At 66.8% G+C, this 20,585-nt stretch carries 21 protein-coding genes; 17 read left to right on the top strand and 4 right to left on the bottom strand.

Translation table 11 applies throughout. From position 1 onward, the window contains the following. Position 1: 1 nt before the first annotated feature. The gene (locus tag K7711_RS07090; protein ID WP_222965872.1) at positions 2-805 is read right to left on the bottom strand and encodes a DUF6585 family protein; all 804 of its coding nucleotides are present in this window, start codon (positions 803-805) and stop codon (positions 2-4) included. Between the two features lie 156 nt (positions 806-961). Continuing rightward, positions 962-1,858: an NmrA family NAD(P)-binding protein gene (locus tag K7711_RS07085; RefSeq protein WP_222966795.1), complete on the bottom strand. Its 897-nt coding sequence runs from the start codon at positions 1,856-1,858 to the stop codon at positions 962-964. 109 nt (positions 1,859-1,967) lie between these two features. Between K7711_RS07085 and K7711_RS07080 the strand changes: the two genes are divergently transcribed. The 6 genes from K7711_RS07080 (at position 1,968) to K7711_RS07060 (ending at position 6,505) form a co-directional block, all read left to right on the top strand. Then, the gene (locus tag K7711_RS07080; RefSeq protein WP_222965870.1) at positions 1,968-2,759 is read left to right on the top strand and encodes a TetR/AcrR family transcriptional regulator; all 792 of its coding nucleotides are present in this window, start codon (positions 1,968-1,970) and stop codon (positions 2,757-2,759) included. 210 nt (positions 2,760-2,969) lie between these two features. After that, complete coding sequence (locus K7711_RS48340; RefSeq protein ID WP_268929154.1) at positions 2,970-3,104, top strand: hypothetical protein; 135 nt, start codon at positions 2,970-2,972, stop codon at positions 3,102-3,104. 68 nt (positions 3,105-3,172) lie between these two features. After that, the gene (locus tag K7711_RS07075) at positions 3,173-3,571 is read left to right on the top strand and encodes a hypothetical protein (protein ID WP_222965868.1); all 399 of its coding nucleotides are present in this window, start codon (positions 3,173-3,175) and stop codon (positions 3,569-3,571) included. Positions 3,572-3,583: 12 nt separating this feature from the next. Further along, positions 3,584-4,255, top strand: coding sequence for a hypothetical protein (locus K7711_RS07070; protein WP_222965866.1), 672 nt, complete (start codon positions 3,584-3,586; stop codon positions 4,253-4,255). A 20-nt stretch (positions 4,256-4,275) separates the two neighbouring features. After that, positions 4,276-5,202, top strand: a complete 927-nt coding sequence (locus tag K7711_RS07065) for a hypothetical protein (RefSeq protein WP_222965864.1) — start codon at positions 4,276-4,278, stop codon at positions 5,200-5,202. Positions 5,203-5,233: 31 nt separating this feature from the next. Next, positions 5,234-6,505 carry an MFS transporter gene (locus K7711_RS07060; RefSeq protein WP_222965862.1) on the top strand — a complete coding sequence of 424 codons (1,272 nt, stop codon included), beginning with the start codon at positions 5,234-5,236 and terminating at the stop codon, positions 6,503-6,505. Between the two features lie 273 nt (positions 6,506-6,778). Here the strand turns inward: K7711_RS07060 and K7711_RS07055 are convergent, their stop codons facing one another. Next, a complete protein-coding gene (locus K7711_RS07055; RefSeq protein ID WP_040826261.1) occupies positions 6,779-7,168 on the bottom strand; it encodes a DUF2237 family protein in 390 nt (129 codons plus the stop codon). Positions 7,169-7,435: 267 nt separating this feature from the next. On the opposite strand from K7711_RS07055, the gene ftsY reads away from it, so the two are divergent. The 11 genes from ftsY to trmD all read left to right on the top strand — a co-directional run bounded on the left by ftsY (position 7,436) and on the right by trmD (position 19,674). Continuing rightward, a complete protein-coding gene (gene ftsY / locus K7711_RS07050; protein ID WP_222965860.1) occupies positions 7,436-8,932 on the top strand; it encodes a signal recognition particle-docking protein FtsY in 1,497 nt (498 codons plus the stop codon). A 571-nt stretch (positions 8,933-9,503) separates the two neighbouring features. Beyond that, the gene (locus K7711_RS07045; RefSeq protein WP_222965858.1) at positions 9,504-10,919 is read left to right on the top strand and encodes an ammonium transporter; all 1,416 of its coding nucleotides are present in this window, start codon (positions 9,504-9,506) and stop codon (positions 10,917-10,919) included. Between the two features lie 5 nt (positions 10,920-10,924). Then, on the top strand, positions 10,925-11,263 hold the full coding sequence (locus K7711_RS07040) for a P-II family nitrogen regulator (protein ID WP_222966793.1): 339 nt from the start codon (positions 10,925-10,927) through the stop codon (positions 11,261-11,263). 98 nt (positions 11,264-11,361) lie between these two features. Further along, positions 11,362-13,770 (top strand): [protein-PII] uridylyltransferase, encoded by a 2,409-nt coding sequence (locus tag K7711_RS07035; RefSeq protein ID WP_308014512.1) that lies wholly within the window; start codon positions 11,362-11,364, stop codon positions 13,768-13,770. A 320-nt stretch (positions 13,771-14,090) separates the two neighbouring features. Then, positions 14,091-14,402, top strand: coding sequence for a hypothetical protein (locus K7711_RS07030; protein WP_040826300.1), 312 nt, complete (start codon positions 14,091-14,093; stop codon positions 14,400-14,402). A gap of 143 nt (positions 14,403-14,545) precedes the next feature. Continuing rightward, entirely contained in the window at positions 14,546-16,111 is a 1,566-nt protein-coding gene (gene ffh, locus K7711_RS07025; protein WP_222965854.1) for a signal recognition particle protein, read from the top strand. Positions 16,112-16,295: 184 nt separating this feature from the next. Continuing rightward, entirely contained in the window at positions 16,296-17,396 is a 1,101-nt protein-coding gene (locus K7711_RS07020) for an amidohydrolase family protein (protein WP_222965852.1), read from the top strand. A gap of 289 nt (positions 17,397-17,685) precedes the next feature. Next, a complete protein-coding gene (rpsP, locus tag K7711_RS07015) occupies positions 17,686-18,120 on the top strand; it encodes a 30S ribosomal protein S16 (RefSeq protein ID WP_222965850.1) in 435 nt (144 codons plus the stop codon). Continuing rightward, the gene (locus K7711_RS07010) at positions 18,121-18,366 is read left to right on the top strand and encodes an RNA-binding protein (RefSeq protein WP_040826244.1); all 246 of its coding nucleotides are present in this window, start codon (positions 18,121-18,123) and stop codon (positions 18,364-18,366) included. It begins immediately after the preceding gene. A gap of 32 nt (positions 18,367-18,398) precedes the next feature. Further along, positions 18,399-18,953, top strand: coding sequence for a ribosome maturation factor RimM (gene rimM / locus K7711_RS07005; RefSeq protein WP_040826251.1), 555 nt, complete (start codon positions 18,399-18,401; stop codon positions 18,951-18,953). A 37-nt stretch (positions 18,954-18,990) separates the two neighbouring features. Beyond that, entirely contained in the window at positions 18,991-19,674 is a 684-nt protein-coding gene (gene trmD, locus K7711_RS07000) for a tRNA (guanosine(37)-N1)-methyltransferase TrmD (RefSeq protein ID WP_222966791.1), read from the top strand. Positions 19,675-19,689: 15 nt separating this feature from the next. Here the strand turns inward: trmD and K7711_RS06995 are convergent, their stop codons facing one another. Beyond that, positions 19,690-20,574, bottom strand: a complete 885-nt coding sequence (locus K7711_RS06995) for an SDR family NAD(P)-dependent oxidoreductase (RefSeq protein ID WP_222965848.1) — start codon at positions 20,572-20,574, stop codon at positions 19,690-19,692. Between the last annotated feature and the right edge of the window lie 11 nt (positions 20,575-20,585).

The raw sequence follows: 20,585 nt of genomic DNA, 5'->3' as shown, positions 1-20,585 counted from the left end.
ACTACGGCTGCCCGGGTGCTGCGTGGGCGGTTATCAGTTGTGTGCACAGGGATTCGAACAGCGGGTAGTTCATGATGCTGCTGACATCGGCCTGGCCCAATCCGATGAGTTTTCCCTTGATCGACACACTGGCGACACCGCCGGCTCCATTGACCCGCTCGATGTCGGCCCAGGGATGTGCCTTGTCGTTCCGGCCGATCCCGTGCCGATCGATCCACCAAGGACCGAAGGTCAATCGTTCTCCGGCCTCCAAGGCTGACAGGGCGCGCGGATACTGGGCCTCGGTCACGGCTCGTTGTATGGTGGCGCCCCATGCGCTGGGCTCGACGAAAGAGTTCTGCAGGACGAACTTTTCCCCCGCCGTATCGATCAGCGTGTATGTGTAGCTGGTTCTGCCGGTTCTCTCGTAGTGGACGACTTTCTGGAAGACGCCGGTCGAGTCGTACCGGACAACTCGTGCGCGTGCCTCGATGAAGGCCACCACGCCGTCGCTGTACAGGTCGAGTCGTGCGCCTCGGAATGTCCGCTGCCATGACGAGTCTCGCATCAGTGCCACGATTGCCCCGATGCCACACAGAACACCCGCGATGCCCGCGATGCTGCCCATCACGGGCTGCTTGCCGATGAATGCCGCGATCGCTATGGCAACGAAGATCGCCGTCGCCGTCGCCGGTCCCTTCACGTTGGAGCCGCTGGAAGCGAGGGCGGGATAGGTCCGCAGATGCTGTCCGAGCCCCGCTCGCGCTGCCGCTTCGGCTTGCTGTCCAGCCGAGTTCAGCTCGGCATGTGGTTGTGGCTGCGCCATTGATTCCCCCGGGGTGCATAGTTGATCATGTTCGCGCACAGCGTAACTCACCGAGTGTGGCGCGGGAGGCCTGCCAGGCGGCGGCACGGCCGGAGAACTCCGGCTGTGCCGGGGAACCGCCTGTGTGCAGGAGCTGTTCGGGGGATTCCCCTGGGGCTAACCGGCGAGCACGGATTTCAGTTGGGCTGTACCGGTTTCGGCGAGCCAGGTGTCGAAAGTGCGTAGAGCGGGGTGGATTTCGCGGAGAGCGGGGATGTCTGCGTTCCAGCTGTCGCCCTCGCGGGTGAGCCGCCAGACGGTGTGGATCTGCGGGCCTCGCTCGGCGGCCTCCGATTCGGGAACCTCCTCGTAGCGCACCGGAATTCCGGTGGCCTCGCTGATTTTCGCGGCGGCTACCCGCATGGGGAGCTGATCGCCCGCCAGGTCCAGGGTCCGGCCGTGCAGGCGCTCCGGATCGGCGAAGGCCACGGCCGCGACGGCGGCGATGTCATCTACGGCGATCATCTGGACCGGGAAGTCCGCGGGGAACAGGTGCCGGTGCACGCCGTTGTGGATGCCGTCGACCGGGAGTCCCCGAGCCAGATAGTTCTCCATGAATCGCACCGGCCGCAGCAGGGTGTAGCGCATACCGCTGTCGGCGACGGCCTGTTCGATCCGGCGTTTTCCGTTGCTGCCCCATTGCTTGTCACGGGCGAAGGAGGCGACGCCGGTGAAGACGAACTGCTCGACTCCCGCCGCGCGGGAGGCAGCGACGAGCGCCTCGCCGCGGGTCGCCTCCGCCTCGATATTCCAGCCATCCGGCCCGAAAGCGGCCGGTGGCACACCGAATACCGCGCGCACATCGGTCACTGCGGCGGCGATGGTGTCCGGTGCGTCGAAATCGCCGATCGCCAACTCGGCGCCGAGTTCGGCCAGCGCGCGAGCGGCCGGGGTATGCGGATCGCGCACCAGGGCGCGGACGGGGATGCCGTCGGCGAGCAATGTGCGTGCTGTCGCGCCGCCCTGTTTGCCGGTGGCGCCCGTGACGAGAATCCGATCGTGCTGCGAGGACATGGTCACCTGTCTCTTGTCGGTAGAATACGGGTTGGGCAACCCGTATTTCGGACGATACGAGTGCCCCGACCGGGTTCGCCAGGTCCGCGCAGAGGGGTGCCGTAACGAAATGACCGTCGTACCGCAGAGTTCCGGGCCCGCGGCCCGCGCCGATGCCCGGCGCAACCGGGCCCTGGTGCTGACCGCCGCGCAGCGCGCCTTCGCCGATCACGGCACCTCGGTCTCCCTGGCCGAGATCGCCCGGCGCGCCGGTGTCGGCGCGGGCACCGTCTATCGGCACTTCCCGACCAAGACCGATCTGCTCGAGGCGGTGATGCAGCAGCGTATCGAGCGGATGACCGCGCGGGCGGCGGCGTGCCTGGCCGCACCCGACGTGGGCGAGGCGTTCTTCGCCTTCTGCGCCGAGATCGTGCTCACCTCGCCGCGCAGCCGGGCGGTCTGCGATCTGATCACCGCCGACGACGGCTGGCCCCGCACCCTCATGCGCGGCGCGGGCGACCGATTCCACCAGGCCCTGCACGCGCTACTCACCGAAGCGCAGCGCTGCGGTGCGGCCCGCTCCGATATCACCGTCGCCGACGTCTCCGCGATGTTCACCGGATGTGTTGCAATACAGCGCATTTCGGGATCCGATCAGGAACTCGTGACGGCCGCCCGGATCGCCCTGGACGCACTGCGTTCCCCGGCGGCGCCCGCCGTGACGAAACCCGGCCACGACGATCCGATTCGTAACGAAAGTAATAACGAAATTACTTCCGCAGCGAGTTGTCCGATGTGCGGCTCCGTCTTGAAGGCGACCGGTCTGGGCCGTCCCGCGCGCTACTGTTCGGCCGCCTGTCGCCAGAAGGCGCATCGCAGGAGAAATTCGGGCACGGAGCGGGCTGTGGTCACCCATCGGTGAATTCGAGATCCGAACAGGAATTCACCGGTATCGCGTTGTCCGGGAAGTGCTGTTGAACGTCCGCACCGGACGGCTGCTTTCCACCCGCCAACCAGCTCGTTTCCGGGTGAAATGCCATCCGGCTCGCTACACGGCAGTCCTCGAATCGATAACTTTTGCGGTGCAGCGATCACGACGCTGCCACCGAAGGTGAATCCATAGGAGGAATTCATGTCGAACGAGGATCGCACGGTTTCTGTCGACGGCGGTATCGAGCCGGGCCGGGCAGGCGGAGTGACGATGGATGTCAATTCGCTGACGCGGCAGCTCGACCACATGGTCCCGGACCCGAAGATGCAGTCCTGACATCGGTTGGACCACGGGGCTGTCGCCGCACGGGCGCAGCCCCTTCCGGGGCGTGGCGGGGAGGAAATATGTCCAGAAGTCGATACTTCGAGGATTCGGAATACAATATCGAGTGGGCGGAGAGTTTCGACGACGTCTGCCGGGAGCTGAAAACCATCTGCGACTATCTCGCGGAAAAACTGCCGTGCTCGTCCATGGGGCCCAATGAGCGGGTCGAGCGGCTGGCCCGGGTGGTCCCCGGTTCGCAGCTGCTGAGCGCGCACCACCGAACGGCGCGATCGAAACTGACCGAACTGCGTGCCCGAATCGATCAGCTGGTGCCCGGCGATTCGATGACGCATATCGAGAAGTTGCAGTTCCTGGTCGAGCGGATCGATACCCTGGTTCCAGGAGACGTTCCCATGTCGGATAAATTGCACGAAATCGGTGATCATCGATCCACCGATGCCGGATACTTCATCGGCTGAGGGATTCTCGCCATGAACCAGGCGGCCGAGTTCCTCGATAGCCGAGTCGAGCCCGATCATGCGGCGCGGCTGGCACAGATTTCCGCAATCGCCGATATCGGCGAGTTTCGATCCGGCGAGACGGATGCGGCGAAGATTCACGAGCTGGTGTCGTTGGCCCGGGAACTGTGCGCCGATTCCCGTGCCGAACTTCCGGAAGTGTATTCACCGTCGTGGTTGCGTCCGGGCACCGAACTCCTCGCCGCGGTGGCCGAGGAGGCGGAAAGTATTCTGGCCGCTCGCGGATACGAGCGGAACGGCAAGCTCAATGCGACGACAGGTCCGCAGGCCGGGCGTCTGGCATCCCGGCTGGAAAATGCGGAGTGGGCGACCGGCAGTCGCCTCCACCCGCTGGCCGGTCGGACCGCGCGAGCCGGCTCCTATCTGAAATATGTTGAGCACCAGAAGCTTCCGCTCCACATCGACAATCGGGAGTTCGGTGAACTCACCGTGCTGGTCTGCGTCCGCTACGTGCCACCCACCATCGGGGAGGCCAGTGCCACGGTGGTCGCCTCGCCCGCCGGACTGTCGCGGTTCCGGCTGCGCCCGGGGCAATTCCTCGCCTTTTCGGGCGCCACCAACCCGCACGGCAGAACGGTGCTCGCACCGGGTGAGTCGATCACACTTCTGAGTCTGGGATTCTGATCCCGGGAAGGTATGTCACGATGTCTCTTGTCGCCAGTATTCACCCGGGGTCGTTCTTCGATCTGAATCGTCTTCCCGGCGCGGACGCGGTAACCAAATCATTCACGCTGATGGAGAACATCCTCGGCGAACAGCCGGGCACATTCGCGACCGCGGGGGAGTGGGATTTCGAAGTCATCCGGGTCGGGGGTTCGGAATTCCTCTGGATGGATCGTTCGATCTCGCCGCCGGTCTCCCGGGCTCTACGGCTCGACGCCTACGCCGTCGCGGCACACACCGCGCAACGGCGAACTCTCCTGGTCGGTGCCCTCGGTCGGCTCGCCGAGGTGCATGCGGAGCAATTCCGGCACGTCGCGATGTTCGTGCGAAACCTTTTCTGGCTGTCCCTGCGCGATCCGAACACATCGATCACCCGGATCACCAGCTCCAGTGATCCGGCGCTGCCGTTCGCCATCATGTTCACCGACAAGGCCGCGCAGCACATTCCGCCGAATACCGTCATCACGGGGGCGTCGTCCAGGCTGCTGGCGGAGAACATCCTGCACGAGTCGGTTCATCAGCGCATCAGTCAGACCATCCTGACCAGGAAATTGTTCGCGCCGGAGTATTCCTCGCAGACTTCTCCGAAGATCGAGATCACCTGGCGAGCCGATCAGGGCTCCGAACGAAATCAGTGGTGGGAGGTGGACAGGGCCTTCCATGCTGCTTTCGTCTACAACTCGCTGCTGCGATTCAGACTGACCGAACTTTCCCGGAACGACCTGAACTCGCTGGAACGGCAGGCATTCGCCGACGCTCTGGCCGAGGGGGTCGATGCCGTGACATATCTGGTTTCGGAATTGCTTCGGAATCGCACCTTGTTCACGGATGAGGGAAATGTGGAACTGAATGAACTGGAAGCGGAAACAGGCATCGCTGTCGAGTTGTGGCAGAACTGGCGCGCTTGATATCCTGCATCCTCGACGAAAGGTTCGGGGGGTGAGCGGAGTGGCTGTCGTCGGACGTCTGTTCTGGTGGGTGTGGGCGGGACAACTCGTGTCGGTCATCGGGTCCGGCGCGGCCGGGATCACGCTCAGCCTGGAGATCTTCGATCGCACACATTCCGGTACCGCACTCGCGGCGATCACCGCGGCGCAATTCGTCGGCATGATCTATTGCGCACCGATTGCCGGAGCGCTCGTCGACCGATTGCGGCGTGGGACCGCGATCATCTGTCTGGATGTCGTTCTCGCCGTGATCTCGGCGACGTTGGCCTTCGCCGCATCGTCGGAGCGAACTCCCATCGCGGTTTTCGTGGCGCTGGTCGGGCTTTCCGGCTTCTGCGACTCCGCGCTGTCCACATCCATCATGGCGGCTATTCGTGAATTGAGCGCCGAAGCCGATCTCACTCGGGCAGCGGGAATTTCGGGAATTCTGGATACGGCGCCACTGCTGGTGTCACCCGCGCTGGGCGCTGCGCTCTATTCGGCATGGCACGCGACGCCCGTATTCGCCGTCGACGCCGCCACTTTCCTGTTCGCCGGTCTGCTCGTACTCGTGTGCCGCTGGCGCGGCGACCTGCCCACCAAAGCTGCCCGATCCACGTTCGCGGGATTCAAGTTCATTCTGGCGCGCCCCGAACTGGTGGCCATCCAGGTGCGATATACGCTGTTCAACCTCTTCAACGGGCTGGGTATGACGGCAGTGACCGTATTCGTGCTCGGGCATGCGCACCAGAGAAGTGTTGCCCTGGCGTCGTTCCAAACGGCCTCGGCGATCGGCGGAGTGGTCGGCGCCGCGCTGGTGGCCTGGCTGGGCTCCCGATTCTCTCGACACCTCTTGATCTGGGCGAGCGTCGTCGTGAGCGGTATTTCGCGAATTATCCTGGCGCTCACCCCGTTCGTCCTGGTCTGGTCGATATCGGGTTTCCTGCGTTCGGGAACGGTGCAGGTGAACAACGCTCCCTTGAGCGCCGTTTGGATGGAACAAGTCCCACGCGAGGTGCAAGGCACCGTATTCGGAGCACGACGTCTCCTGGGGCAGGGCCTGGTTCCCCCGGCCATTGTCATCGGCGGCATCCTGGCAGGTCACGCCGGAGCGCCGAGTCACGGCTTCCTGCACCCGGCGACGTTGCTGATCCTGTTCGGCGCCTGCGAAGTACTGATCGGATCGAGCCTGTACGCGAACAAGCGAATCGCCTCGGCAGTGGAAAAACGTGAACTGCCCGAGGAATCCACGGTCAGCCCGTCATCGGCTCCGACCGACTCGTGAACAACCCGGGGGAGAGAAGCGCACCGATCAACTCGTCCCGATGGCTCATCTGCGCCACTCGGACGGTGTACCGGTGCCCAGCGAGCGGGTCACCGGTACACCGACGTCGGCTATCCGAGACCCGATGTGTGACTCATCACACTCGGCCTGGCCGCCCGCACTCACCGCCCGACAACCAACTTCTCACCATCTGCGACACCCGTTGCAGCCCAACGAGGCCCGAAGAAGCAGGCCCCGACCCACCGACGACACACTGAAGTTCCGGAGAGACGCTCAGAGCAGGTCGCTGACGTCGTCCGGGACGTCCACGGCGTACTTGCGCAGTGTGTCCATCGGGACGACCTCGAGCGCGTTCTCGTGAGTCGCGGCCAGGATCACCGGGGCAGCGACACCGTCTTCGTGGGCGTGCAGCCAGCGCACCGCGACCACGCACCAGCGATCACCTGGCTGCAGTCCCGGGAAGTTGTTCTCCGGCCGCGGGGTGCTCAGATCGTTGCCGATCGACTTCTGGTGCTCCAGGAACTCCGCGGTAACGACAGTGCACACCGTATGACTGCCCAGGTCTTCGGGGCCGGTGCTGCAGCAGCCGTCCCGGTAGAAGCCGGTGAGAGGATCGGTGCCGCACTCCTCCAGCGGTCCCCCAAGCACATTTCGATCGGTCACATCGCCGATCCTATTGTCTCTGTGTTGGATTCGCCCCTGCTTCTGCGCCGTGACACCGAGACGAGCAGACCGGTCGGTAGGCGAACCGCGCATGTGCGGCAATTCCGGCGTGTCGTCCCGGCGTCCGCCGATCCGTGTGTTATCGCCCGCTGTCGAGGTGGTTCGTGAGAACGGCTCCGAGTCGAAACCACAGGTCGAGAGTTTCGGATTCTCCGCCCGTCGCGCGGCCCTGCGGGTTCGTAGCCGACGTTCTGTAAGGATGGGGGCGTGACTGCGCAAGCTTGGATTCTGATCGCCGTGATCGCCGCCATCCTGGTGGTGGCGCTCGTCGTCGCTGGATTCGTCCGGTACAAGCGCGGCCGGGTGACGCTGGCTCCCGCGACATCGGACAAAGAGGTGACCGACCGTTCCGGTGGGTACACCGCGTCGGGCGGATTCAGTTTCAGTCAGGGCGGTGCGGGCACGGGCACGCTGGCGCCACCCGAACCCGAACCGGTGCCGATCGAGCGCACCGATGACGAGGGGCAACCGCATATCGGCGACGACGCGGCTATTCCGCGCGATTCGGTACGTCGCGGAATCACCGATGTCCGGCTGCCGGAACCCGAGGTCGACGCGGTCGAGACGGCAGAGGCACAGGTCGAAGCGCCCGAGGCCGCCGAGGTCGAAGCGCCCGAGGTCGAAGCGAAGCCCGCGGCAGTCGAAGAACAGCCCAGCGCCGAAGCGTCGGTCGAGGCGGCTCCGACGGTCGAACCCGAAGCGGAGCCCGAGCAGGCCACAGTTGTCGAAGCGCCTCCGGCTCCCGCCGAAACCGTCGCTCCCGCACCGCAACTCGAGGAGATCGAACCCACCGCGGGGCGTCTGACCAGGCTGCGCGGGCGTCTGTCCCGCTCCCAGAACGCCGTCGGCAAGAGTCTGCTCGGCCTGCTCGGCGGCGGCGACCTGGACGAGGACTCCTGGGAGGAGATCGAGGACACGCTGGTCATGGCCGACCTCGGAACGGCCGTCACCTCGACCATCGTCGAACGCTTACGCAGCGAACTGGCCTCCCGCAGCGTCCGCACCGCCGACGAGGCCCGCGCCGCGCTGCGCTCGGTTCTGGTCGAGGCGTTGCGGCCGGAGCTGAATCGCTCGATCCGCGCGCTGCCGCACGACAACCACCCCTCCATCCTGCTGGTGGTGGGCGTCAACGGCACCGGTAAGACCACCACGACGGGCAAGCTCGCACGCGTTCTGGTCGCGGACGGCCGCCGGGTGCTGCTGGGTGCGGCGGACACCTTCCGCGCCGCGGCCGCCGATCAGTTGCAGACCTGGGGTGAGCGGGTCGGCGCGCAGACCGTGCGCGGGCGTGAGGGCGCGGATCCGGCCTCGGTCGCCTTCGACGCGGTCAGCACCGGCATCGATAACGGCGTGGACGTCGTCCTGGTCGACACCGCGGGCCGCCTGCACACCAAGACCGGCCTGATGGACGAGTTGGGCAAGGTCAAGCGTGTGGTGGAGAAGAAGGCCGCCGTGGACGAGGTGCTGCTGGTGCTGGACTCCACCGTCGGCCAGAACGGCCTGGCCCAGGCGCGCGTATTCGCCGATGTGGTCGATATCACCGGCGTCGTGCTCACCAAACTCGACGGCACCGCCAAGGGCGGCATCGTGTTCCAGGTCCAACACGAACTCGGCGTCCCGGTCAAACTCGTCGGCCTCGGTGAGGGCGCGGACGATCTGGCCCCCTTCGAACCCGGCGCATTCGTCGACGCTCTGCTGGGCTGAATTTTCTGCCTTCGCTCCGCTCCGGCGGGTGCTGTGTCGTTGGCCTTCGCTTCGCTGCGGCGGGTGCTGTGTCTTTGGCCTCCGCTCCGCTACGGCGGGTTCGCGGCCCCCTGAGTCTCACCGGTCGGCCCCGAGTCGGGTACTCGTTCCTCGCACCCGCCACGCGTCCGACCGGCGAGACGGGCCGCGAACCTCGGTGTCGGCGTTGTCCGGGGTATTGGAACCGGGTGGGTGTGGGGGGGTCCGTTGGGTAGCTGTGTGGAGTCGCTGGGGTAGCGGAGGTATTCACCGGGGGTTGGATACGATTTCAGGCTGTGTATCGGATGGTGATCTTCACTTCCGACCGGCGCCTTGCTCGAATATCGGCTGAACTGCATATTCATCGATGAGTTCCGCAACGCGACACGAACCTCACAGCGATCCGGAAACGGCTGTGTAGGAAACGAAACGTGGTAGCAACACGGGAAGCACATCCGTTCACTCATGTGAAACACGGGGGCGGCACAGATGAAACACCGAATAGCGAACCTTCTGTGCAGGCTCGTTTGCCGTATTTCAGGCCGGGCCCGAGATGAGGAGGAACAAGGTGGCGTACCCCTTGGTCGGTGTGCCGGACACCGGCGATACCGCATGGATGCTGGCGAGCTCGGCACTCGTCCTACTGATGACACCGGGCCTGGCGTTCTTCTACGGTGGCATGGTCCGTAGTAAGAACGTCCTGAACATGATCATGATGAGCATCAGCGCGATGGGCATCGTGGGCGTGCTCTGGTCGATCTACGGCTTCTCGGAAGCGTTCGGGGACAACAAATTCGGCGTGATCGGCAATCCGGCCCAGTTCTTCGGGCTGAAAGGGCTGATCGGGACGAACGGCGTCAAGGCCTCGCCCGCCGACCCCGCGACCGGTGCAGCGGCGGTGCACGGTGCGGACATTCCGCTCGCGGGCACCATCCCGATGACGGTCTTCGTCGCATTCCAGCTGATGTTCGCGATCATCACCGTCGCGCTGATCTCCGGTGCGGTGGCCGACCGCCTGAAGTTCCGCGCCTGGCTGATCTTCGCCGCGGTCTGGGCCACGGTCGTGTACTTCCCGGTCGCGCACTGGGTGTTCGACTTCAACGTTTCCGACGCCGCGGGCAACATCGTCCACCACGGCGGCTGGATCGCCAACAAGCTGCAGGCCATCGACTTCGCCGGTGGTACCGCGGTGCACATCAACGCCGGCGCCGCGGGTCTGGCGCTGTGCATCGTGCTCGGTCGGCGCAAGGGCTGGCCGAAGTCCCCGATGCGCCCGCACAACCTGCCGTTCGTCATGCTCGGCGCCGGTCTGCTGTGGTTCGGCTGGTTCGGCTTCAACGCCGGTTCCGCGGTGAGCTCGAACGGACTGGCCGGTTCGACCTTCCTCACCACCGCCTTCGCCACCTGTGCGGCGATGTTGGGCTGGTTGCTGGTGGAGAAGATCCGCGACGGCAAACCCACCAGCCTCGGTGCGGCTTCGGGTCTGGTCGCCGGTCTGGTCGCGATCACCCCGTCCTGCTCCTCGGTCAACGTTCTGGGCGCACTGGCCATCGGCGCGGTCGCCGGAATCGCGTGTGCCCTGGCGGTCGGCCTGAAGTACAAACTCGGCTTCGACGATTCGCTCGACGTGGTCGGTGTTCACCTGGTCGGCGGTGTGATCGGCACCCTGATGGTCGGGCTGTTCCTGGCCCCCGAATCGGGCGCTTCGGCCAGCCTGAACGGCGCCAAGGGCCTGTTCTACGGCGGCGGTTTCACACAGCTCGGAAAGCAGGCAGTCGGCGCGGCGTCGGTGCTGGCTTTCTCCTTCATCGTGTCGCTCGTCCTGGCGTACATCATCAAATTCACCATCGGGTTGCGGGCTACCGATGAGGACGAGTTCGCGGGTATGGACGAATCGGAGCATGCGGAAACGGCATACGATTTCGCTGCTGTGGGTGGCACGGCACGTACCGCCGTCAAGGAGGCATGACCGATATGAAACTGATCACTGCAATCGTCAAACCATTCACGCTCGAAGATGTCAAGAGCGGTCTGGAGCAGGCGGGTGTGCTCGGGATGACCGTCAGCGAGGTACAGGGCTACGGACGGCAGAAGGGCCACACGGAGGTCTACCGCGGTGCGGAGTACTCGGTCGATTTCGTGCCGAAGGTACGGGTCGAGGTCGTCGTGGACGACGCCTCGGTCGAGAAGGTCGTGGAGGTGATCGTCGAGGCCGCGCGCACCGGGAAGATCGGCGACGGAAAGGTCTGGGTGACGCCGGTGGAGGCCGTGGTCCGGGTTCGGACCGGAGAGCGTGGCGGCGACGCGCTCTAGCGCGTGCAACTCTAGAGGTCAGCGGGTCGATCGGCGGCCTCGCTCTCACCGGACGACGGTAGGGGCGAGGCCGCCCGCACGAGGGTTGGGTGGTGCAGGTGAAAAGCGACACGCCGAGCGGTGCAACGGATCTGGTACGGGCCCGGGATCAGCTCCTGGAAGGTGGCCAGGTTCGCCGTCCGCGACTGGACGCCCATGCGTTGCGGCAGGCGCTGGTGGACCTGCACGATCTGTGGCTCACCGGTAAGGGCGCCGAACTGGGCATCACCTCCGACAGCGGGCTGGCCGTGGTCGCGGTCGGCGGGCTGGGACGACGCGAGATGCTGCCGTACTCGGATCTGGATCTGGTGCTGCTGCACGACGACGTCGATCCGGAGCGGGTGGCCGAGGTGGCCGATCGGCTGTGGTACCCGCTGTGGGACGCGCACATCAAACTCGATCACAGTGTGCGCACCGTCCCGCAGGCGCTGCGGGTGGCCGCCGACGATCTCACCGCCGCGCTGGGCATGCTGGACGCCCGGCACATCGTCGGCGACGCCGAGTTGAGCAATCTGCTCATCGGCGGCGTGCGTCGCGAGTGGCGCACCGGAATCCGTTCCCGCTTCGGCGAATTGGTGGAGCAGGCGCAGACCCGGTGGCGGCGCAGCGGCGAGATCGCGCATCGCGCCGAACCCGATCTGAAGAACGGGCGCGGCGGTCTGCGCGACATCCAGTTGCTCGACGCCCTCGCCATCGCCCAGCTGACCGACGCCATGCCCGGCCTGGGACCCGACGTCCCGGGCGGTGGCCTGAAGCACGCACATCGTCGCCTGCTGGATGTGCGCACCGAACTGCATCGCGTAGCCGGACGCTCCCGCGACCAGTTGCGCGCACAGGATGCCGACGAGATCGGCGCGGCGCTGCGCATCGGTGACCGTTTCGATCTGGCCCGCACGTTGAGTGATGCCGCCCGCACGGTGGGGTATTCGGTCGACGTCGGGTTGCGCACGGCGGGTAACGCCCTGCCGCGTCGCGGGCTGGCCAGGCTTCGCCGCATGCCGGTGCGTCGACCACTCGATGAGGGGGTGGTCGAACACGCCGGTGAGGTGGTGCTGGCTCGCGACGCTCGCCCGCAACGGGATCCGGGCCTGATCCTGCGGGTGGCCGCGGCCTCGGCGCAGAACGGGTTGCCGATGTCGGCGACCACGCTGAACCGGTTGTCCGAGGATGCGCCCGAACTGCGGGAGCCGTGGCCGCGCGAGGCGCTCAACGATCTGCTGGTGCTGCTGGGCACCGGCCGCGCCGCCATCGGCGCGGTCGAGGCGCTGGATCGAACGGGCTTGTGGGGCAGGCTGTTTCCGGAATGGGGTGCGGTGCGCGATCTGCCTCCGCGCGATGCGGTGCACACCTGGACGGTGGATCGGCATCTGGTGGAGACCGTCGCGTACGCGGGTGCGTTGAGCACCCGGGTCGCGCGGCCGGATCTGCTGCTGCTCGGCGCGCTGCTGCACGATCTGGGCAAGGGCCGCACCGAGGATCACAGCATCGTCGGTGCGGAGCTGGCCACCCAGATCGGCCGTCGGCTCGGGCTGTGGCCCTCGGATGTGCGCACGCTCAGCGCGATCGTCCGGTATCACCTGCTGCTGCCCGATACCGCCACGCGCCGTGATCTGGCCGATCCGGCGACCGCCGAGGCGGTGGTGACCGCGCTGGGCGGTGATTCGCAGCTGCTCGAGCTGCTACACGCCCTGGCCGAGGCCGATTCGCTGGCCACCGGTCCGGGCGTGTGGGGGGATTGGAAAGCCTCGTTGATCGGGGAGCTGGTGCGTCGCTCCCGGTTGGCGATGGCCGGGGAACAGGCTCCCGAGCCCGATCCGATCGATCCGGATCTGCTGGTCAAGGCGAAATCCGGTGGCGTGCACGTCGAATTGTCGCCCGGTGAAGGGCGTTTCAGTCATGTGGTGACCGTCGTCGCGCCCGATACGCCCGGACTGCTCTCCGACGCGGCCGGGGTGCTGGCCCTGCATTCGCTGCGGGTGTTGTCGGCCTCGCTGGGGTCGGAGGGGGAATCGGCGATCGATATCTTCCGTGTGGCACCGAAATTCGGCGATCCGCCCGATGCCGGACTGCTACGCCAGGATCTGATCCGGGCGGTGAACGGTGACCTGGATCTGGCGGCGGTGCTCGAACGCAAGGAGCGTGAGGCGGGTCTGCCGATCAATGAGTATGCGCAGGCCGAGCCGCGCATTCTGTGGGCCGACACCGGGATTCCCGGTCAGGTGTTGCTGGAACTGCGTGCGGAGGACCGGATCGGACTGCTCAGCCGGCTCGCCGGTGCGCTCGCGAGCACGCGTGCGGATGTGCGGTGGGCGAAGGTGATCACCCGGGGCACAGCGGTTGTGGACGCGTTCTGCCTGGATCTGGGAGATACCGACAGCCCGGCGCGGCGGGACGAGATCGCGGCCGCGGTGCTTGACGTTGTTCCGCCGCAGACGCCCGCGCCGCCGCCGGAGCAGGACGCCGAATAAGCCGGACCCGGGCGGGATTTCGATTCGGAATCGAATGTGCGGGCCGAAACGGACATCCGCCCGGATTTCCGCGGCGATTCGGGGTCGGCCGTTCTGCCCGCGACTTTCCGGGCAAACTGGACGTTTGCCCGGTGATCGGATTGTTGCGTGAGATTTGCTGCAAGGTAGAGCTTTAGTGGGGTGAGCCGCTCTAGGATCAGACCGGATCTGTGCAGTCACATGGCGGAGGCGGTGTGCGCAGGGGTCGACGGCGATGTCGGCCCGCATGCCGGGTGTTGTTCGAGGCTTGTCCGAGCTTTTCGAGCATGAGGAGCGAGCCGGTGGCAATTGAAGTCGTTTCCGCATCGACAATGACCAGTGATCTGACCCAGCACATCGCCCGGTGCGTCGGTGGAGATCGCTGGGTGGTGTCCTGGCTTCCCGGGCGGACCCTGTCCGGGCAGCAGGCAGTGACCGCGATGACGATCGCCTCCACGGTGAACGGTCGGACACCGACCGAGGCCGAATGGACGATGCTCGATTCCATGGCCCTGGAACTGGGGCTGACCGCCCGTGAGGCGCTCGGTATGGTCGCGAGTGAGGATCGCGATATCCGCCAGGCTCCGCGGCCGCGGCGGCGCATGCTGGAATAGCGTCCGCGAACCGCTGCGCGAGCGCGCAGACACCGGTGCCGCGAACACCGAAACCACGAACGACTAGGCTGAATCCTTCGATCGGCATGCGCGCATTACCCTGGTATGTCGAGTGACGTCCCTCGAGATCAGGAGCGCGATCGGTGTTCGAATCCCTTTCCGACCGGTTGACCGGTGTACTGAGCGATCTGCGCGGCAAGGGGCGGCTGTCACCGGCGGATATCGACGCGACCGCCCGGGAGATTCGCCTGGCCCTGCTCGAGGCCGACGTCGCGCTGCCGGTGGTGCGCGGGTTCATCACCCGGGTCAAGGAGCGCGCCAAGGGCGCGGAGGTCTCCGCCGCGCTGAATCCGGCGCAGCAGGTCGTCAAGATCGTCAACGAGGAATTGATCGCGATCCTCGGCGGGGAGACGCGGCGGCTGCAGTTCGCCAAGACCCCGCCGACGGTGGTCATGCTCGCGGGTCTGCAGGGCGCCGGTAAGACCACCCTGGCCGGAAAGCTCGCGAAATGGCTGAAGGGCCAAGGGCATACGCCGTTGCTGGTGGCCTGCGATCTGCAGCGTCCGGGCGCGGTGACGCAGTTGCAGGTCGTCGGTGAGCGGGCCGAGGTGCCGGTCTTCGCACCGCATCCGGGCACCTCGATCGGTGGCGGCGAGAACCCGCTGGGCATCACCGCCGCCGATCCGGTCGAGGTCGCGCAGCAGGGTATCGCCGAGGCGCGCGGCAAGCAGTACGACGTCGTCATCGTCGACACCGCGGGCCGCCTCGGTATCGACGAGGAGCTGATGGCGCAGGCCGCGGGCATCCGCGACGCGGTGCAGCCCGACGAGATCCTGTTCGTGCTCGACGCGATGATCGGTCAGGACGCGGTCACCACCGCCGAGGCGTTCCGCGACGGCGTCGGCTTCACCGGCGTGGTGCTCACCAAGCTCGACGGTGACGCCCGCGGTGGTGCGGCGCTGTCGGTGCGCGAGGTGACCGGTCAGCCGATCCTGTTCGCCTCCACCGGTGAGAAGCTCGAGGATTTCGACGTCTTCCACCCCGATCGCATGTCCAGCCGCATCCTGGGCATGGGCGATCTGCTGACCCTGATCGAGCAGGCCGAACAGGTCTACGACGCGCAGCAGGCCGAGGAGGCCGCGCGCAAGATCGGCACCGGTGAGCTCACCCTCGAGGATTTCCTCGATCAGATGCTGGCCATCCGCAAGATGGGCCCGATCGGCAACCTGCTGGGCATGCTGCCCGGCGCGGGGCAGATGAAGGACGCCCTCGCGGCCGTCGACGACAAGCAGCTGGACCGGGTGCAGGCCATCATCCGCGGTATGACACCGGGGGAGCGGGCCAATCCGAAGATCATCAACGCCTCCCGCCGCCTGCGCATCGCCAACGGCTCGGGCGTCACGGTCACCGATGTGAATCAGCTGGTCGACCGCTTCTTCGAGGCGCGCAAGATGATGGCTCAGATGGGCCGTCAGATGGGTATGCCCGGCGCCGGCAACCGGCGCAACAACAAGAAGGGCAAGAAGGGCAAGAAGGGTGGGCGCGGTCCCACTCCGCCCAAGGTGCGCGGCGGTTTCCCGGGGATGCCGGGGATGCCCGCCATGCCGCCCGGGATGCCGGACCTGTCCGGGATGCCCTCCGGACTCGACCAGCTGCCCCCGGGGCTGGACGGCATCGATCTGTCCAAGCTGAAGTTCCCCAAGAACTGAAACCCTCCGGGGCGCTGAGGGATTCGAGGCGCTTGGGCCGACGTCCTCCGGTGGCGTCGCCGAACCGGCTCGCACGATTCCTCGGGGTGATGCCTACGGTTCGCCCCGCCCGATGCGTGGTTCGTCGCGGGCCGGTTCGTCCGACGGTGGTGGCAGTAGAAGGTCGACGTGAGCAGGAGGCGGTATGCGATTGCATCTGCGGGGAGTGGTTCTTCCGGACGAGGATGTGCGCGATCTGTGGATCCGCGACGGACTGATCTCCTTCGAGCCGATCGCCGACGCCGAAACCCTCTGTGCCGCAGGCTGGATCGTGCCGGGACTGGTGGACGCGCACTGCCACGTCGGCATCCGCTACGGCGGCGGGCACGAGGACGACGCGGGGGCGATCGCCCAGGCCGAGACCGAACGCGATGCCGGGGCGCTGCTGCTGCGCGATGCCGGTTCACCGATCGATACCCGCTTCGTCGACGAACGCGAGGATCTGCCGAGGATCATCCGCGCGGGTCGCCACATCGCCCGGCCCAAACGCTATATCCGCGAGTTGGGCATCGAACTGGACGACGAGCGCGATCTACCGCAGATCGTCGCCGAGCAGGCCCGTCGCGGCGACGGCTGGGTGAAGATCGTCGGTGACTGGATCGATCGTTCGGTGGGCGATCTGCGCCCGCTGTGGAGCGATGCGGTCCTGAAGGAGGCGATCGACGCCGCCCACCGCGAGGGGGCCCGGGTCACCGCGCACGTCTTCGGCGAGGACGCGCTACCCGGCCTGATCAGCGCGGGCATCGACTGCCTCGAACACGGCACCGGCCTCACCGACGAAACCATCGAGATGATGGCCCACCACGGCACGGCCCTGGTCCCGACCCTGATCAATATCGACACGTTCCCCGAAATCGCCGACGGCGCAACCAAATTCCCCGTCTACGCCGCCCACATGCGCGACCTGCACCGCCGTGTCCGCGACACCGTCGCCGACGCCCACGCCGCGGGCGTGCCCATCTACACCGGCACCGACGCGGGCGGTTCCATCCGCCACGGCCGCATCGCCGACGAGATCGACGCCCTGGCAGGTGCGGGCCTGTCCCGCCACGACGCCCTGGGCGCAGCCTCCTGGAACGCCCGCGAATGGCTCGGCCGCCCCGGCATCGAACACGGCGCACCGGCGGACCTGGTCGTGTACGACCGGGACCCCCGCACGTCGGGACAGATCCTCGCCACACCGGCCCACGTGGTCCTGCGCGGCAGGGTCCACAAACGACGTGACCCCGTCACCGGCCACCGCTGACCCTGCCGGGGCGTTCCGCGTCGTCGATCGACGGGCGTCGCCGGCCCCGGGCGAGATCCCGACGGTGCAACTGTGCTGATCACGGGCCGATTTCGAGACGTCGGGCCCGGTCTGGCAGAATGGTCGACCGTCCTCGTGGAGGACAGGTGTCAGCCCGTCTCCGGTTACGTACCGCGCGGCGGTCACACACTCAAACGCAAAACCGGGCCCGCGTTCCGTGCGGGTCGCTGAATTGCGCCGTGACCACTCAGGCTGCCTGCGGGCGGCCGTCATCGAAAGGCGATAGCCCATGGCTGTCAAGATCAAGCTCACCCGGCTCGGCAAGATCCGCAACCCCCAGTACCGCATCATCGTCGCCGATGCGCGCACCCGTCGTGACGGCCGCGCCATCGAGAACGTCGGCAAGTACCACCCGAAGGAGGAGCCCTCGCTGATCGAGGTGAACTCCGAGCGCGTGCAGTACTGGCTGAGCGTCGGCGCGCAGCCCACCGAGCCCGTGCAGCGCCTGCTGGAGATCACCGGTGACTGGCAGAAGTTCAAGGGCCTGCCGGGCGCCGAGGGCACGCTGAAGACCAAGGCGGAGAAGCCGTCGAAGCTGGATCTGTTCAACGCCGCGCTGGCCGCCGCCGACAGCGAGCCGGTTGCCGAGGCCGTGACGCCGAAGAAGAAGGCCGCGAAGAAGGACGCCGAGGCGGAGGCTCCGGCCGCGGCCGAGGCCGAGTAAATGAGTGCCGTTGTTGCCGATGCCGTGGAACATCTGGTTCGCGGCATCGTCGCCAATCCCGACGACGTCCGCGTCGAGCTGATCACCAGCCGTCGCGGCCGCACCGTCGAGGTGCACGTGCACCCGGACGACCTGGGCAAGGTGATCGGGCGCGGTGGCCGCACGGCGACCGCGCTGCGCACGCTCGTGTCCGGGATCGGCGGCCGGGGCATCCGGGTCGACGTCGTCGACACCGATGCGGGCTGATACCCGCGCCCCGCGTGAGCGGGGATGACCCCATGGAACTGGTAGTCGGGCGGGTCGCCAAATCGCACGGTGTGCGCGGTGAACTCGTCGTGGAGGTCCGCACCGACGAACCCGAGCTGCGTTTCGTCCACGGCGCCGTCCTGAAGGGGCGGCTGCCGCGGGCGACGGCAGTGCGGGAGTACACGGTCGAATCGGCTCGGGAACATTCGGGTCGGCTCCTGGTCCGGGTGCAGGGCGTCGCGGATCGCTCCGAGGCGGATGCGTTGCGCGGCATGCTCTTTCTGGTCGACACCGACGATCTGCCGCCCTCGCAGGATCCCGACGAGTTCTACGACCACGAGCTCGAGGGACTGTCGGTGCAGCTGGCCGACGGCACCGTGGTCGGCACCGTGGACGAGGTCTTGCATTCGGCTGCGGGAGAACTGCTTTCGGTGCGCGCGGCCGCGAGCTTCGACGGCGTGGAGTCCGCCGCCGAGCCGGGCCGGGAGATTCTGATTCCGTTCGTCACCGCGATCGTGCCCACCGTATCGGTCGCCGAGGGCCTGATCGTGATCGATCCGCCCGAGGGACTGCTCGACAAGGAGTAGAGCAATGCCCGAGGAAGTCGGGGAGTCCTCCGTAGCGCTGCGCATCGATGTCGTGACGATCTTCCCCGAATATCTCGAGCCGATGCGAACGGCGTTGCTGGGCAAGGCCATCGACAAGGGGCTGGTCGAACTCGGCGTGCACGATCTACGTCGCTGGACCCACGACGTGCACAAGGCCGTGGACGATTCGCCCTACGGCGGCGGGCCCGGCATGGTCATGAAACCCACGGTGTGGGGTGATGCGCTCGACGAGGTCTGCCCCGACGACGCGCTGCTGGTGGTGCCCACCCCGGCGGGTGTTCCGTTCACGCAGGCCACCGCGCACCGCTGGTCCGACGAACGCCATCTGGTGTTCGCCTGCGGTCGCTACGAGGGTATCGACCAGCGTGTCTTCGACGATGCGGCCCGGCGCGTGCGCGTCGAGGAGGTCAGCATCGGTGATTACGTGTTGATCGGCGGTGAGGCGGCGGTCCTGGTGATGACCGAGGCGGTGGTACGCCTGCGTCCCGGTGTGCTGGGCAATCAGCAGTCGCACGAACAGGATTCGTTCTCCGACGGACTGCTCGAGGGGCCCAGCTACACCCGCCCGGTCAGCTGGCGCGGACTGGACGTCCCGGAGATCCTGCTGTCCGGCAATCACGCGCGGATCGATGCCTGGCGGCATGAGCAGTCGTTGGCCCGCACGCGCGAGCGCCGCCCGGATCTGCTACCGCCGCAATAAGTTCCGATTCACCGATCACGCCGGGAGACCGGTCAGCGCGGCGCTGGTGTCCCAGAGACGGTCCAGCCGGGCCGGATCGGTGGTGTGCGGTGCGGTTCGGACTTCTCGGCGGCGCACGAAGAATCGTCCGGTGACGCCCTCCAGGTCGGGAGCGGTAGCGAGCCAGACGGGCGTGTCCGCGCCCGCCTCGGGGCCGGGTAGCAACGGATTCACCCACTGCGTCCAGGCGAAGGCGCGCAACAGTCCGCGGGCGGATTCCCGGCCCAGGCCGGTGTTGCGGATGATCCCCGGATGCGCGCCGTTCACGGTGACGCCGCTGCCTGCCAGTCGCTGCGCGAGGCTGTAGACGAACATGGCGTTCATATTCTTGGTGCGGCCGTAGGCGACGAAGGGCCGGAAACTCGGCGGGACTCCGATACTCCGTTCATCGGCCAGGCCGGGATCGTCCAGGTTCACGGGCAGCCGGCGCAATGCGGCGGGTGAGGCTCCGACCACGACCAGTCGCGCGGATCGTCCTGCGGCGGCGAGGGATTCGCCGAGCGAACGCAGCAGCAGATAGGGCGCGAGATGGTTCGTCGCCACGGTGCGCTGGATTCCTTCGGAGGTGTGATCGGCGAGCGGTGCGACCACCGCGGCGTTGCTGATCACGATGTCGATCCCGGTGGTGTCGAGCCGATCGGCGAGCGCGCGCACCTGGTTCAGCAGCGACAGATCGGCCAGTTCGGCTCGCAGGTCGGCGTCGGGGACCACGTCCCGGATTCGCCGCTGTACCGCGGCCAGGCGTGCGGCATCGCGGCCGACCAGCACGACGCTCCGGCCCGTCGCGGCCAGTCTGCGGGCGATCGCCTCCCCGATGCCGCCGGTCGCGCCGGTGACCACTGCGGATTGTGCTGTGTTCATGATTTCTCCCC

Origin of the sequence: Nocardia coffeae (assembly GCF_019890715.1) — a bacterium.
GTDB lineage: Bacteria > Actinomycetota > Actinomycetes > Mycobacteriales > Mycobacteriaceae > Nocardia > Nocardia jiangxiensis.
This window is presented reverse-complemented; position numbering and strand designations above follow the sequence as displayed.